The organism is Bacillus mexicanus, from assembly GCF_050445615.1.
Classification (GTDB): domain Bacteria; phylum Bacillota; class Bacilli; order Bacillales; family Bacillaceae; genus Bacillus; species Bacillus mexicanus.
In genome coordinates this window covers 106,669-119,544 of record NZ_JBCEYV010000003.1, presented here as the reverse complement: position 1 = coordinate 119,544, position 12,876 = coordinate 106,669, and the positions used below count along the sequence as shown (strand labels likewise).

The 12,876-nt window shown below is 32.2% G+C and carries 25 protein-coding genes; 24 read left to right on the top strand and 1 reads right to left on the bottom strand.

Features of this window, described 5'->3' with window-relative positions; all coding sequences use genetic code 11:
• Positions 1–35 precede the first annotated feature (35 nt).
• The 5 genes from AAGG74_RS15210 (at position 36) to AAGG74_RS15190 (ending at position 4,246) form a co-directional block, all read left to right on the top strand.
• Positions 36–212 carry a hypothetical protein gene (locus tag AAGG74_RS15210; RefSeq protein ID WP_429676063.1) on the top strand — a complete coding sequence of 59 codons (177 nt, stop codon included), beginning with the start codon at positions 36–38 and terminating at the stop codon, positions 210–212.
• 43 nt (positions 213–255) lie between these two features.
• A complete protein-coding gene (locus tag AAGG74_RS15205; RefSeq protein ID WP_429676062.1) occupies positions 256–549 on the top strand; it encodes a hypothetical protein in 294 nt (97 codons plus the stop codon).
• A 117-nt stretch (positions 550–666) separates the two neighbouring features.
• Positions 667–876, top strand: a complete 210-nt coding sequence (locus tag AAGG74_RS15200; RefSeq protein WP_429676061.1) for a hypothetical protein — start codon at positions 667–669, stop codon at positions 874–876.
• 203 nt (positions 877–1,079) lie between these two features.
• Positions 1,080–1,409: a hypothetical protein gene (locus AAGG74_RS15195; RefSeq protein ID WP_429676060.1), complete on the top strand. Its 330-nt coding sequence runs from the start codon at positions 1,080–1,082 to the stop codon at positions 1,407–1,409.
• A 1,157-nt stretch (positions 1,410–2,566) separates the two neighbouring features.
• Positions 2,567–4,246, top strand: coding sequence for a hypothetical protein (locus AAGG74_RS15190; RefSeq protein WP_429676059.1), 1,680 nt, complete (start codon positions 2,567–2,569; stop codon positions 4,244–4,246).
• Positions 4,247–4,391: 145 nt separating this feature from the next.
• Here AAGG74_RS15190 and AAGG74_RS15185 read toward each other — a convergent pair whose 3' ends face one another.
• A complete protein-coding gene (locus AAGG74_RS15185) occupies positions 4,392–4,538 on the bottom strand; it encodes a hypothetical protein (protein WP_429676058.1) in 147 nt (48 codons plus the stop codon).
• A gap of 166 nt (positions 4,539–4,704) precedes the next feature.
• Here AAGG74_RS15185 and AAGG74_RS15180 point away from each other — a divergent pair, with 166 nt between their 5' ends.
• The 19 genes from AAGG74_RS15180 to AAGG74_RS15090 all read left to right on the top strand — a co-directional run bounded on the left by AAGG74_RS15180 (position 4,705) and on the right by AAGG74_RS15090 (position 12,729).
• Positions 4,705–4,914, top strand: coding sequence for a hypothetical protein (locus AAGG74_RS15180; RefSeq protein WP_429676057.1), 210 nt, complete (start codon positions 4,705–4,707; stop codon positions 4,912–4,914).
• Between the two features lie 24 nt (positions 4,915–4,938).
• Positions 4,939–5,100 (top strand): hypothetical protein, encoded by a 162-nt coding sequence (locus tag AAGG74_RS15175; protein WP_429676056.1) that lies wholly within the window; start codon positions 4,939–4,941, stop codon positions 5,098–5,100.
• Positions 5,101–5,147: 47 nt separating this feature from the next.
• Positions 5,148–5,528 carry a hypothetical protein gene (locus tag AAGG74_RS15170; protein ID WP_429676055.1) on the top strand — a complete coding sequence of 127 codons (381 nt, stop codon included), beginning with the start codon at positions 5,148–5,150 and terminating at the stop codon, positions 5,526–5,528.
• Positions 5,529–5,543: 15 nt separating this feature from the next.
• Positions 5,544–5,750 (top strand): hypothetical protein, encoded by a 207-nt coding sequence (locus AAGG74_RS15165; RefSeq protein ID WP_429676054.1) that lies wholly within the window; start codon positions 5,544–5,546, stop codon positions 5,748–5,750.
• Positions 5,707–5,934, top strand: a complete 228-nt coding sequence (locus AAGG74_RS15160; RefSeq protein ID WP_429676053.1) for a hypothetical protein — start codon at positions 5,707–5,709, stop codon at positions 5,932–5,934. The genes AAGG74_RS15165 and AAGG74_RS15160 overlap by 44 nt, the downstream gene beginning before the upstream one ends.
• Before the next feature lie 246 nt (positions 5,935–6,180).
• On the top strand, positions 6,181–6,396 hold the full coding sequence (locus tag AAGG74_RS15155; protein ID WP_429676052.1) for a hypothetical protein: 216 nt from the start codon (positions 6,181–6,183) through the stop codon (positions 6,394–6,396).
• 230 nt (positions 6,397–6,626) lie between these two features.
• Positions 6,627–6,836 (top strand): hypothetical protein, encoded by a 210-nt coding sequence (locus AAGG74_RS15150; protein ID WP_429676051.1) that lies wholly within the window; start codon positions 6,627–6,629, stop codon positions 6,834–6,836.
• Between the two features lie 41 nt (positions 6,837–6,877).
• A complete protein-coding gene (locus tag AAGG74_RS15145) occupies positions 6,878–7,465 on the top strand; it encodes a phiTE_072 family protein (protein ID WP_429676050.1) in 588 nt (195 codons plus the stop codon).
• A 105-nt stretch (positions 7,466–7,570) separates the two neighbouring features.
• Positions 7,571–7,765: a hypothetical protein gene (locus AAGG74_RS15140; protein ID WP_429676049.1), complete on the top strand. Its 195-nt coding sequence runs from the start codon at positions 7,571–7,573 to the stop codon at positions 7,763–7,765.
• 609 nt (positions 7,766–8,374) lie between these two features.
• Entirely contained in the window at positions 8,375–8,974 is a 600-nt protein-coding gene (locus AAGG74_RS15135; protein WP_429676048.1) for a hypothetical protein, read from the top strand.
• Between the two features lie 138 nt (positions 8,975–9,112).
• Entirely contained in the window at positions 9,113–9,403 is a 291-nt protein-coding gene (locus AAGG74_RS15130; RefSeq protein ID WP_429676047.1) for a hypothetical protein, read from the top strand.
• A gap of 249 nt (positions 9,404–9,652) precedes the next feature.
• Positions 9,653–9,892: a hypothetical protein gene (locus AAGG74_RS15125; protein ID WP_429676046.1), complete on the top strand. Its 240-nt coding sequence runs from the start codon at positions 9,653–9,655 to the stop codon at positions 9,890–9,892.
• 204 nt (positions 9,893–10,096) lie between these two features.
• Positions 10,097–10,507: a hypothetical protein gene (locus tag AAGG74_RS15120; RefSeq protein ID WP_429676045.1), complete on the top strand. Its 411-nt coding sequence runs from the start codon at positions 10,097–10,099 to the stop codon at positions 10,505–10,507.
• A gap of 35 nt (positions 10,508–10,542) precedes the next feature.
• A complete protein-coding gene (locus tag AAGG74_RS15115) occupies positions 10,543–10,785 on the top strand; it encodes a hypothetical protein (RefSeq protein ID WP_429676044.1) in 243 nt (80 codons plus the stop codon).
• Between the two features lie 57 nt (positions 10,786–10,842).
• On the top strand, positions 10,843–11,061 hold the full coding sequence (locus AAGG74_RS15110) for a hypothetical protein (protein ID WP_429676043.1): 219 nt from the start codon (positions 10,843–10,845) through the stop codon (positions 11,059–11,061).
• Between the two features lie 45 nt (positions 11,062–11,106).
• Entirely contained in the window at positions 11,107–11,340 is a 234-nt protein-coding gene (locus AAGG74_RS15105; protein ID WP_429676042.1) for a hypothetical protein, read from the top strand.
• Between the two features lie 67 nt (positions 11,341–11,407).
• A complete protein-coding gene (locus AAGG74_RS15100) occupies positions 11,408–11,575 on the top strand; it encodes a hypothetical protein (protein WP_429676041.1) in 168 nt (55 codons plus the stop codon).
• A 107-nt stretch (positions 11,576–11,682) separates the two neighbouring features.
• The gene (locus tag AAGG74_RS15095; RefSeq protein WP_429676040.1) at positions 11,683–11,886 is read left to right on the top strand and encodes a hypothetical protein; all 204 of its coding nucleotides are present in this window, start codon (positions 11,683–11,685) and stop codon (positions 11,884–11,886) included.
• Positions 11,887–12,018: 132 nt separating this feature from the next.
• A complete protein-coding gene (locus AAGG74_RS15090) occupies positions 12,019–12,729 on the top strand; it encodes a hypothetical protein (RefSeq protein WP_429676039.1) in 711 nt (236 codons plus the stop codon).
• The last annotated feature ends 147 nt before the right edge of the window (positions 12,730–12,876 follow it).

The window sequence follows — 12,876 nt, the reverse complement described above, 5'->3', positions numbered from 1 at the left end:
ATGAAACAAACAATAATTCTACGAGGTGAAAGTAAATGGAAGGTAACATTGGACAAATGGCATATGTCGGAGATGTTTGGTATCAAATAATGGATAAGCGTACTGGTGTCAACAAACTAACAGGATACGAAGGAAATGAATATTGGCTTTACACCAAAGATTATTGGGTGCCTGAAACTTGGATCAAAGATGTAAAAAACAAGACTAGATGAATATTAGCAGAAGTAGATTTGTAATCGGTAAAGGGGTGCTTTTATGAATTTAGAAGATATTAGAAAAACAGATGATACAGAATGGCTTCGGTATCTCGAAGAAAATACGAAGTTTGACACAGTAAAAATCAAAAACCAAAAAGATTGGCTCATAAAAAGGGTAGATACTCTGAGTAAAAAGCTTAAGTCTTCTAGGGAATCAGTTGTGCCTCTTTCAGATGAACGTGATGAATATGGATATCAGAATCGTGAATTAAAGGATTTTATTACTTGGACAATCGAATATTCAACGGATGAATTTCTGGTGGAGAAAGCAAAGGAAACGTTAAAATTTTAAAGTGTTAATTTAGAAGATCTAATATTGCTTGGGATTGGTGTGGAGATTGATTTGTTCTAAAAGAAGATGTAATACTTAAGGATCGATTTTCTGAAAAATGAAGTAAGGAGCTAAAAGATGAAATTTGAAGTTATTGATAAGAAAGACAAAGTATTTTGTGGTGATCTTGCTGATTGTATACGGCATATGAAAGGATTAGGATCTCCATTGGCTTTGGATGTTGAAAATACTGGTTTAGATTTTTCTTTGATGAAACTGATTAAGGGGAAAATGTTAACGTTGGAAGACAAGGATGAGATAGAAATTAGGGTAACAAGGATCCTATGAATTGCAAAGACAAATTTAAAATAGTTTATTCTATAAAGCATAGGTAGTTGTTTTTGAACATCTGCCTTTTATTTTTTTTACAAACATCATTTTTTGTAACTTATTATGAAAAGGGCGTAGCCTAAAAATGCACAAAAAACACGGAAGGAAGATTTGTATGTTTAAATGCAAAAACTGTCACTACTGGGTCGAAGCAAAAGGTTATGAAAGAAATGAGAATGTTGGTGGCTGCACGTTCACTCTTGATCTACCTAGGTACTATCCTATGTTTTTGGATGAAAAATGTAGACTTAAGGAACCCTACAAAAACCAAGTTATCTCAGAACACAATGAAGGACAATACAATTTATAATTTTGAATATGTTTTATTTTTGGGGTGTGTTATGAAAGCTTTAAAATCTCCGTTTAATTTTTTGTTAATATTGCTGTTTGCTATGAAAAATAAGAAAAAATACAAAGCATTTCGTCAAATTGCATATGGAAAACACATTTACGTTTGGCAGTGGAAACTTTTAGATAAAATGTTTCTTTAAATAAATTTTTACGAAAATTATCGAAAGACAAAAATAAACAGTTAATTAAAGATAAAAAAATCCTCGATTAACAAGGATTTAAAATTCACTAATGTGCATTACCACAATATGGACAGTATTTAACTTTTGATTGTGGGTAAGATACATTGTCAACATCGAATTCTGTACAATCATTCACTGTAATTAGAACGAACTTTTGATTGCAAGAACTGCATTTATTGACAGGTAAATTAACTGATAAGTCAATGTTTCGATTTTCAATACTCATATGGTTATCCCCTTTACTTAGGTTAATTCAAAATATACCTATTATTATATCATTAACAAAATTCTTAGCGAAAACTGAGATCCAATTACCTAAAAATAGATGCTAGAAGACCTGAATGAAAATCAGGTCTTTTTTTCGTGTTTGCTGTGAATTTTAAAGATGGGTTCAAAAAGTTTTTTTATATCTTTAGAAGGGTTGTTTTCTTTTTTCTATAAAGAATATAATACTAAAGCTTGAAGCGAAAGAACAGTTACTTCATCTAAAAACTTATATTAAAAATTTTTATTTTGATTTGTATTTTTGGTTTAACCTGCCTTACTGTTCTTGGTTTACTCAAGCCCTTATTGAAAAATTAAAACAATCTTTCTCGAAGCGGAATAGCAGTTACTTCAAAAAAATAGCGAGTTACAACTAAATGTCTTACGAATGTAAGGCAGACTACTTATACTGCTCTTATTATTCTCGGGAAAGATGTATGAATTATTCCATTTATTATATGCGAAGCGGGTAAACAGTTACTTCTATATTGTTGATGGGACAAAACAAGCAATAAGCGTTGGCTTATTTTCGTTACTGTTTATAAGATTCTCGCATATGTTTTTATTTCAATAATAGTAGAAGATATGAAGCAGCTGAGCAATGTAAGTATAGTTGAACAGTGGAATAGGGTAAAAGCCTATGGATAAATGTTTTTTCTAGTAATGGTCTTGATCCTAGTCTGGTTGGGTATTTTCAGCATATTATTACTAGAATTTTCACAGAGATGTAAATCAAAAACAGAACATTTTCACATCTAATTTCATCGTCTATAGAATAAGCGTGAGTGTTTTGTTTTTGGAATTGCATCTTTTTTTGTGTCTTAATTTATCTTTCGAGGGGGAACTTTACTATGAAAATGTCTAAAGTTGTGAAAGAAAAACGTCAACAAAAACAATTAGGATCTACCACTAACTATATGGGTGGTACCAGTTTTAAAGTAGATCCGTTAACAACTCTTAAAATGGTGACAACGAGTTCTATTTTTGGAGAGCCCCAATATTATAGACACGGAGAGTTCCAACAAAGAAATGCGAGAGACGGCAGATACTATCTCCATTCTTTAGTAGAGAAAGATTTTGTCCTTCTAGATGAATCCTATAAAGGGATGAAAACAAGCGAAGTAATGGAAAAGGTAATTGATGAAGCATTATCGTTTGATTTTGAAGAAACACTTAAATGGGCAGCTGAACTTCGAACATCCTTCTGGATGAGATTAAATCCTCAAATTATTATGGTTCGAGCAGCTATGCATCCGGAAAGGGCATCGTTTACTGAAAAGAACCCAGGGAAATTTAATGAAATCAATCAACGGGTAATGAGACGTGCTGATGAACCATCTGCTCAAGCGACTTACTGGTTATATAATAAAGGATCTAAAAAGGGATTACCTTCACTTTTGAAACGTTCTTGGAAAGATCGTTTAGAAAAATCCACTGCTTATGAAATTGCGAAATATAAGAATACGAATATCGGTATGATTGATACGGTACGTATTTCTCACGCTAACAGTAAATTAATCAATGAATTAATGTCACAAGGAAATGTGGAAATAGAAGATGAGGATATGACGTGGAATCGTCTTCGTTCGGAAGGAAAGTCTTGGAGAGAAATTCTAGCAACAACAAAACTTCCTCATATGGCATTGCTACGCAATCTAAGAGGTATCTTTGAGGAAATTGATGATATCAACTTATGCAAAGAGCTTCTGGAAGAGTTGAAAGCCGGCGTAAGCAAGGGAAAACAATTTCCATTCCGATACTTCAGCGCTTTTAAAGCAGTAGAGGCGGAAATGGGAGGGCCCCGTAGTTATTTGAACGGTATGAAGATTTCCGGGAACATCAACCACGGACGTATGATTTTGGATGCTCTCGAAGAATGTATAGACCTAGCGAGAGAGCATTTGCCAAAATTAGAAGGGAAAACAATTAGCCTTTCTGATAACTCAGGTAGTGCTTGGGGAACATTCAATAGCGAATATGGTAAAATGACAGTTGCTGAAATTAACAACCTGTCTGCTATAATGACTGCCCAAAATGCTGATGAAGGTTATGTTGGAATATTCGGAGACAATCTGGAGGTTTATGATATCTCTAAGCGAGAAGGGGCCCTGAAAAAATCGGCCGAACTCACCAAACGTAGAGATAGTATTGGATTTTCAACGGAGAATGGAGTTTGGTTGTTCTTAGATAACGCGATTAAAAACAAAGAGCATTGGGATAACATCTTCATTTATTCTGATATGCAAGCTGGCCACGGTGGATTATATGGAAAAGACGTTAGACAATATAGTGATTACGTATACAAAGATTATTATATAGACGTTCTTAAGTTGGTTAAGGAGTACCGAAGTAAAGTGAATCCGAAAGTAAATGTATTTACTGTTCAAACTGCTGGTTATGATAACGTGGTTATCCCACAAAACATATATAGAGGTGCTGTGCTATATGGATGGACCGGTAGGGAAACTCAATACGCTAGCGAGATGATTAAACTTTGGAATGAAGTTGATGAAAAAAAGAAACAGGCATAAGCTTGTTTCTTTTTTGTTTAAATAGTTTTAACAATTATCGGCGAGAATTCCCCTTCTATAATCTATGATTTTAGGGGGATGAATCGCTAGTTTAGATCTTAAAAAGCAAAAAATCAACCCACGCGTAGTGGTTTCTTTTCAGTGCTTATTTTTTATTATTAGAATTTTTATTTTGTCTTATAGAAGATGAATGTCTTCCGGCTACTTTGTTTACGCGCTTGTTAAAAAGGTTTCCCGCAAATTTACCTAACTTTCGAGCAAAAGTAATTTTTTCTTTTTTGTAATTAACCATAATAATCCCTCCGATTTCTCCATTTAGTCTCAGGAATGAGTATTCTAACTTTTTTGATTATAATCCGGATATGCACTAGAAGTGATGATTAATTCTTTTTTTCTCACTAATTAAGATTTAAATGTAGAATATATAAGTAAAATGAATTTCTGAGGAGGATACCTACGTGATTAGATGGGAGTGCGAGGATTGCAATTGTAATTGGAATGGTGATGAAACAGATTTTGAATGTCCGAATTGCAATGAAATCAATATCAAAGGAATAGAAAGAATCACTCGTTGGGAATGTGGAGATTGCAATTATTTATGGAATGGTGATGATTCAGATGATCAATGCCCTCTTTGCAACGGAGTAAACATTGAAGAAAAAATCTGATCTTAAAAAGGAATGGTGGATACAATGAAAAGCTATAGATATTATGTGCGATTTAAAAATGCTGGGTATAACACCTGGGTGACTGTTGAAGACGCAGAAAATAATAATGATGGGTTTTTTAAAGCCTCGAGATCATTTCCAGATGCAATTTCAATTAGTTATCCGGAAGAACAAGAAAATAAATAGGGTTTTGGTGTAAACAACGAAAATAATTACGTTTGGCGAGGGGAAAAATGAAAAAATTTGATAACGTGTATGAGGCTTTAAAAGAAGTAAAGAGATTATCTAAAATAATGATTTTAGATAACTTAACTGTAACTGAAATTTATTTTGTATATAACGAATTTTATGAAGATTATTTAGTTTCTACTGATGAAAATAAAATTTCTGAAGCTATACACCAAATTTGGGCTGATAGTGGATATGATAATAAGCCAGAAGATGAAGCGAGAGAATATAAGATTTGGGTCTATTCTCCAGCTGAAAACAAAAGAAATTATCCAAATACATATAGAAATGCAAAGAGGGCTTTATTTTCTTCTGATATTCCTTTGGTACGCACAAAAAAAGAAATTAAATGTGAATATTGTGTTGATTTTTTGATAAGTGATTAAAAAGGAGGGTTGAAAGTGATCGAATGGAAAAAATACAATCCCGATATTCCTCCAAAACTAAACAAGGATTATCTAGTTTCAGACGGTAAACAAGTGGAAGTAGCTTATATCTTGGATGATACTGGTGTGGCGAAATGGTATCCGCCAGAAATGAGCAATCTAGAATTTATAGAATATTATGCAGAAATTAATATTCCCTATAAAAACCAAAGAAGAAGTTGAGGAAAAAATAAGTTTTACAACAACATTCGATCTAATGATGACTGATGAAGTTAAGGAGCATATGGAAAAAGAAAAACTTGGAGTCCAACAAGTGATGTTTGAAGGTGAATTAGCAATTAAGCAATATATTAAGGAACTGGATGAGTTTGAAAATATTGTAGTGATAGCAAAACATATCAAATGAAATAATAGAAATTGCAGAAGAAGAAAAAACATCAAACAAAAGATAGAGCAGCTACTTTCAAAAGAATATGAGAAATATGTTATCGCTGGTTCTTGTCAGTTCAGACTTATGAAGAATAATGACGACCGTTGAATTGATGAAAGTTGAACGGTTAGGAAATGAAGATAGAGGTGGGAACGAGGTAATTAAAACAACTTGAATTCTAATGACGTAAAGAAATAACAGATTTTTCAGGAGGAAAATTAATTGATCGTATACACTACACTAGGTTATTTCCCTATATTGAGAAGAAAATTATCCAAAGAATTTAAACGATTAGGTTTTAATAACCTGAAAGAAAAACGTTGGTTTTTAGCTAAGGTCTTAGGATATGCACCAAATTTCAATGAAATGTCTATTGCTGAAATGGAAACAGTAATTGGCGAGCTTGCTAAATACGAAAACTTAAATGAAATTACATAACTAAATATAAATAAAAACTATTTGCTACATTTTAATACAAAAGCTACTCTAACTGAGAAGATGAAAGAAGATAGTTTCACCAAGTCTAAAAGCAGTTTAAGGGTTTAATCATTTCATAATATAAAAAAGTAAAGCATCTAGATAAATCTAGCTGCTTTTTTATTTTTTCTCCATTAATTCTACATCTTGTACTAACATATTAGGGAGAACTTGAAAATGGAGGGAAGACAATGAATCAATATCAAGAAGAAGGATATAAAGAAGAAGCATTAGCAATAGAAGAAAAATTAAAAGATCAAGGATACTTGCCACCTGATATTGTTGCGGTTGCTTATATGATATTGAAAAACAACATTGATAGCGCTGAGAAATTTGAAAGAAAGGCATCTGAACTTACCAACTTAATAGATAAGACCGAGAGTTTATTAAAAGATTTATAAGCACAATGAAAAAGAGTGAAATAATGAAGGAGAGGATAAGGATGATTCAAGGCGTAACTGAAATTGAAACTCGTACTTTAAAAAGCTTTAACGTTAAATTGGATAAAGTGTTTACTAACGGTCACGATTTTTGTGAATTGTTAGTTGATGAGAAAAATAATAGTTTTATTGCGCGTCTCTATGGCGGCGAAACTTATACTTTTAGATGGAATTCTCCTGGTGATGATTTCATCCAATATCTAATTAACACTTTTAGTAAGAACTCTGATTATTTATATGACAAATTAGAAGATGTTAAGTACAGAGAGTACATTGATACTGAAAAAACAGCTATCAATATGAAAAAAGTGCTTCTATCAGCAAGGCTAAATAGAGAATTAGATAAAGAAGATGCTCGGGAATTGTGGGATGAAATTGAGTCATTTTCTTGTGAAGCTTTGACGATTAGGAACTTTTATGATATTTATCACAATCAATTCAAAACAGGGATTAAAAGTGGCGTCTTTTCTGATGAACCTTGGTACGAGGAATTTGTGGTAAATCAAGAAGATTATCAATGCAGAGTATTTTGTGAAAAAGTGGCTCCAATTTTAGCCCAAGTTTTAAAACAAGAGCAACTAAAAAATTAATTGGTTATTTGAATGGAAAATATTTGAGAGAGATTTGTTTGTGGATCATTTATATTTAAACGTGCCTTAGAGTAAATCAGAAATGATTAGTGAGGAGAATAATTAATGGAATTAACTGATATAGCTTTTCTAAAAGAAGGAACTGTTTTACAAAAAGGAAAGAGAAAACGAATTTTTCTTAGACAAGAAGGTTTTATGGTTTTTTATAAAACGCCATCCTCTAACAAAATAACAGGCGAGTTTATTGGCAGCTTCAAAAAATGGTTAAAAAATGCTGAAGTGATTAACAACGATAAATAAAAAACGGAGGTACCAATGATGAACGATAAAATCCACGCGTTGTTGAAATTTATAATGCTAAATACAACGAATTAGATTCCTTGAAAAAACATATTACAGATGAGAACTCGCTTAAAATTATCGAAGCGAAACAAGATACTTTAACTGATATGGAAATAGTATTGAAAAACGAAATAACCTCAAATATATTGGATAATAAATAGTAAGAATACAACGTTTAACGACAAAAAGAAGTAAGGTGTTTCTTACTTAGACCCCCAAAAAATCATAGATGAATCAATTAATTTTTTGTTGAAAGATGGAGGAGAGGTAACGATATCTATTTAGGCATCATAAATTATAAAGGCGTCGGTTAAGATAATCGAACGCCTTTTTTTATTTTTTGTCCCAATGAACCTTATGATGAATTAGTATATAGAATAGATTAAGGAGGGAATATGTTGAAATTGCTTTTGCGTGATGAATACCTAGAGTCACTTGCTGATTATGGATTGACAGAAGAAGTAGATGAGGCATTAACAGATATTATGAATGATCACGATTTTGAAGGTTGGTAATAGTTAGGTTTGTTAGTTGAGGTAAAAATCAAATGTAAACGGGGGACCCATATTGAATAAGTCAGAGGAAATGAATTTAAACAATGCAGAGAAAATGAATTTTAACTATGACCCATTGCAATTAGTTAGATTAGCCCTAAGTCAATATGTGAGCGATTTGAAAGAAAAAGAAATAACTAAAGCAACACAACTTGCTCGAAATGCATATTTAAGAGAAATGACAGATGATGAGTTAGAAGAATTGTTGCATCGGTTAGTAGAGGAACAAAATCTTGAAGCAATTACTCTAAAGGAATGGAAAAAAGATTGCAAATTTCTTTTATCATATATTTACGAAACTGAACGGTACAAAGAACTTGAATTTAAATACAAGAAACAAGGATATGGAACCACCGGACTTGGTGTAGTGGATACTTCAGATAATACGTTCTATGATTGTGAATTTGCCGGACACTGGGAAACTATAATTAAAGTCATCTCGAACAAGTACCCTCAATACATAGAGGCGGTCCAGAAAATGCAGCTTTATAGTGATATAAACGAATATAAAGGAATCACCAGGAATGAAGTAGATCAATTCATCTTAAAAAGATTCGAACTGGTAGGTGGAAGTAAACAACTTGAAGAATATACTAGTTCAAAAAAATCCTAACTTACTTTGGATTTATGCTTGGTTTTTTTCTCAAATCAAAACTAATATTATTAGAATCTTTCTTATATTCTTTAAATCAATGGACTAACTGTTTGATGAAGAAAAGACGTAAACTTCGCAACAAAAGGTGATGTGAAAATGAGTCATTCGAGTGGAACTGTTACATTTAAAAGCGATGATAAAAAATACTGGTTTGAGTATAACGGAACATCAGATGTTTGTATTCCGATGATATACGAAACGCAAGAAGAAATGGAGGAAAATTGGCGCAGTGGCAAGTGGAGAACCTGTTATTGCAGTAACGAGAGCGAGGAAGTGGTCATTGAGGATTCTCATTATGGCGAAGGATTTTCTTGGAAAGGTAAGGCTTGTAGGAAGTGTATGTGCATTACTGAAGGATTGAACTATAATGATGTTGAAGAACACTAATAATCTTTGTTTTATAAATATATAATAACGGCCGTTTTCTCAAACAGTTGTAGACAAAGCTATATGTTAACTTCGAAATAGAAAATAAAAAACTCATCTTGGTTGGTGAGTTTTTTTGTGCTTTTGTGTAAACATTATACAAAACAACTTTTTTCTTTTTTTCATCAATTTTAAAAAATGCGACTTAAAATTTTAGTAGAGAAGTGCTAGAAAAGTATACATTTAGTTGATGAAAAGGAGATTGATATTATGAAACTATTTTTTAATCAAGTTAATGATGATTTAAGTTTATTTAACCAGAACTTTGTTAGCAGAGGAGATACTGTTTTTGCAAACTCTGGTGCTAAGAAGTTTGGTTTCACGGTAGGGAAAGGATATAAGATTGTAGATGTTAATCCATTCGGTTTTTTAAAAGTGAGAAACGATTTAGGAAATGTCGAAGATTACAAGATGGATTTTTTTCAAGCTAATCCGATTAGTTTTAACTAAGAAAGAATAATATGAGTGAGTCATTACTCAGAAATACAGAAATAAGACTGCAATAACGGGAATTTAGGAGTATCAGATTTAATCGGATTTGAAAGAGACTAACTAATACATATAGATTTTGAAGAACTCAACTATTGAGTTCTTTTTTCATTTTAGATTCAAATACTATATATAATGTATATAGAAAAACGAAGGGAGTTTTTAATGAGCTGCAATGAAACCAAAAAGGTATTGAGAGTCGAGATTCCTTGGTTAAGAGGAAAAGGATATAATGAAGCATATAAATATTTCCGTTCAATTTTGGGACCAGCTGACGAAGTAGATCAGGATAAAAATGAAACCTACTATTTTTATTATGAGCCCAATTCTCATTATTATGTACCCGTCAAAGAATACTCGGAAGGAAATACAAACAACTATCGGTGGGGAATAGATATTATTCTATATGAGAAAAACGACTATGGTGAGGTAATAGGAAAAAAAGATTACTCTCCTCAAGAAATACAAATCTCCGCAGCGGAAATGGCGGAGAAGTTCGGAGTTAGCCCCTGTGATTGCAAAATTTACGAATATAGTTGGTATAACGCCACAGATGAACCTATTATTTTCGATTAGAAAAACAGAAGACTTACTTGTCAGGAGTGAACTTTATGATTATCGGAGGAAGCAAGGAACTGATGAAGATTAGTATGAATTCAGGTCAAATTGACCTCGAAAAAATGCAGTCTCACGAAGTCTTTGGAATGTACCTTATTGGGGAAATTAGCGGAAGTGTATTGAAAGATATTCTTAAAATAGATCAAGAAACTTTAGCTAGAATGGTTAAAGAAACTTGTGATGTGGTTTATCAATACTCTAAAAAAGATGAAAGTGAAGTAGAGATAGATTTGTAATATTCCACTACTTCATAATAATAAAGACTGTTGATCAAAAAAGGAAGGAAGATTAGAATGCTAAAAAGGGAAATTGGAGACTATATAACAATACTAAGCCCTATACCTATAGGAGGTCACAAAGGGTACAGTGTTGATAGAGTTATGGAACAATATCAAGGTGAAAAAACAAAAATCATAAGCATAGTTAACGAAAACGTTGCGCCGGCTTATCGCTTAGAAATAGATAACGGAAGATTTTTTTGGATTGACAGTATGTTCGAGGATGATAAATAATTTTTGATTTTTTTTGTTGATAATAGAGTTAGGTGAAATTTAAAGATGAATCGTAACATAATATGCGCGATAGGAATGAATAGAATGGAAATGTGGTTCGGAAGATTCTTGGTAAAAAAAGAAAAGAAAAATTTTGTGGCTATTTATGATAATACAGATTACGAAAAAAAATTCATCACTCATAGAAACAATTGGAGGCAAGCTACTAACTTAGCTGAATTATTAAGCAAATATTACATTAAAGGGCAAGAAGACGCTAGAGATGATTTTTGCTGCTAGGGGCACGCGTATCGAAATGAAGAAAAAATAATAAATAATATCAAGATTTTGAGAAAGGGAGAAAATAATGAAAGAAGATCAAGAATTAATGAAAAATTTAAAAGAAGAAAACGAAAAATTAAAAAGTGGTTTTAAATGGTTATTGGATTGTTACAAGGCCACATTAAGCGGCAAGCCAGTTAAAAACTTGGATGAAGTAATATTGCGCGCGGAAATTCTAACAAAAGAAAATTAATACATATCAAAAAGCCCCATTCTGTGAAGATAGGGCTTTTTACTTTACTTTAATGAAATGTATTTATGCAATATTGCGTTATAATGATTGAAAAGGAGGGGTTTTCATTGGGGAAATATATTGCGCGAATCAATGAAAAGTATACCGCTCATTCTTTTGAAGCTGACGGAACATTCGATTTGAAAATTTTCGAAGAAGAAAAGGAAGTATACTATCATAATCTGTTGCTATATAGTCTTCAAGATGCATCGAAGGTTATTAGAAGAAGGCTTAACATAAGAGGAAAAAGAATAAAGTGGGAAAGCAAATAGAAGCAAAAAGAGCTGACGGTCAATTGTTAATTAACACCCTTTTAAATAGTTTGGATTATATACCCAAAATAATGTATAATATGGAAGATTGATTAAGATCGTATACAGAACAGGGAAATGAGGTTGAATATTATGAAAACATTAATAGAAACAGATGAAGTTAAAGTAGCTAAAAAAATCGAGGAAGTAGTTGATATTTCTAAAGGAAAATTACCTTCTGAATACTTTTATTCCAGTCTTCCTCTTTGTGTGATCGACTCAGTTTTTTCAATTGGCGTCAAATATGAAAGTGTAAGAAACACAGTGAAACGATATAGCTCTTATTTTGGTATTAACCCTTTAAGAGAAAGCGAAGAACATCCCAGTATTAAAGTTCAAATATCAATTGATGAATTTGTTCGTTCGTTTGAAGAATTAGGTGATGAATTTTATACAACAGAGATTTTCAAAAACAAACAGAGAACTTCACCAACAAATGGGATCTTAAAATCACAAGCTGTTTATCAGTTTTGTAAAGTGTTACAGAGATACAAAGTTAATTATTTCCAAGGCCTCAAAAAAGTTATCGGAAATGAAGAGTTTGAAAAAGATATAAGAGATATTCGCGGTCAAAAGAGCGGGATCTCCCTGGTGTATTTTTATATGCTGGCCGGCGATAAAGAACTGATTAAACCTGATAGAATGATCATCGGCTTTCTTGAGGAATGTCTTCAACGAAAAATCTCGTTAGAAGAGGCTCAAGATTTACTTGAAAAAACATCTGCCGTTTTATTCGAAAATTATAAAAACATCAATCCTAGATTATTGGATTATTTAATTTGGAACTATTATAGAAGTTTATAAAAGACAGCTGAAGCTGTCTTTTATTTATGGAAAAATGAATTGGTTTTCTATATATTTTTTTCTGTGAACAGGGCTTTAGCTTGTTATTCAAGGGGGCAGCAACTTTACGTTTGTATTCCTCTTCTTACTTACATTCCAATCATATCT

Coding starts and splice junctions, on each gene's coding strand:
- AAGG74_RS15100 (WP_429676041.1), top strand. CDS start 11,408: ATGAAAGAAGATCAAGAATTAATGAAAAATTTAAAAGAAGAAAACGAA.
- AAGG74_RS15090 (WP_429676039.1), top strand. CDS start 12,019: ATGAAAACATTAATAGAAACAGATGAAGTTAAAGTAGCTAAAAAAATC.
- AAGG74_RS15120 (WP_429676045.1), top strand. CDS start 10,097: ATGAGCTGCAATGAAACCAAAAAGGTATTGAGAGTCGAGATTCCTTGG.
- AAGG74_RS15125 (WP_429676046.1), top strand. CDS start 9,653: ATGAAACTATTTTTTAATCAAGTTAATGATGATTTAAGTTTATTTAAC.
- AAGG74_RS15205 (WP_429676062.1), top strand. CDS start 256: ATGAATTTAGAAGATATTAGAAAAACAGATGATACAGAATGGCTTCGG.
- AAGG74_RS15140 (WP_429676049.1), top strand. CDS start 7,571: ATGGAATTAACTGATATAGCTTTTCTAAAAGAAGGAACTGTTTTACAA.
- AAGG74_RS15185 (WP_429676058.1), bottom strand. CDS start 4,538: ATGGTTAATTACAAAAAAGAAAAAATTACTTTTGCTCGAAAGTTAGGT.
- AAGG74_RS15210 (WP_429676063.1), top strand. CDS start 36: ATGGAAGGTAACATTGGACAAATGGCATATGTCGGAGATGTTTGGTAT.
- AAGG74_RS15145 (WP_429676050.1), top strand. CDS start 6,878: ATGATTCAAGGCGTAACTGAAATTGAAACTCGTACTTTAAAAAGCTTT.
- AAGG74_RS15115 (WP_429676044.1), top strand. CDS start 10,543: ATGATTATCGGAGGAAGCAAGGAACTGATGAAGATTAGTATGAATTCA.
- AAGG74_RS15170 (WP_429676055.1), top strand. CDS start 5,148: ATGAAAAAATTTGATAACGTGTATGAGGCTTTAAAAGAAGTAAAGAGA.
- AAGG74_RS15200 (WP_429676061.1), top strand. CDS start 667: ATGAAATTTGAAGTTATTGATAAGAAAGACAAAGTATTTTGTGGTGAT.
- AAGG74_RS15160 (WP_429676053.1), top strand. CDS start 5,707: ATGCAGAAATTAATATTCCCTATAAAAACCAAAGAAGAAGTTGAGGAA.
- AAGG74_RS15150 (WP_429676051.1), top strand. CDS start 6,627: ATGAATCAATATCAAGAAGAAGGATATAAAGAAGAAGCATTAGCAATA.
- AAGG74_RS15195 (WP_429676060.1), top strand. CDS start 1,080: ATGAAAGAAATGAGAATGTTGGTGGCTGCACGTTCACTCTTGATCTAC.
- AAGG74_RS15105 (WP_429676042.1), top strand. CDS start 11,107: ATGAATCGTAACATAATATGCGCGATAGGAATGAATAGAATGGAAATG.
- AAGG74_RS15190 (WP_429676059.1), top strand. CDS start 2,567: ATGAAAATGTCTAAAGTTGTGAAAGAAAAACGTCAACAAAAACAATTA.
- AAGG74_RS15175 (WP_429676056.1), top strand. CDS start 4,939: ATGAAAAGCTATAGATATTATGTGCGATTTAAAAATGCTGGGTATAAC.
- AAGG74_RS15110 (WP_429676043.1), top strand. CDS start 10,843: ATGCTAAAAAGGGAAATTGGAGACTATATAACAATACTAAGCCCTATA.
- AAGG74_RS15130 (WP_429676047.1), top strand. CDS start 9,113: ATGAGTCATTCGAGTGGAACTGTTACATTTAAAAGCGATGATAAAAAA.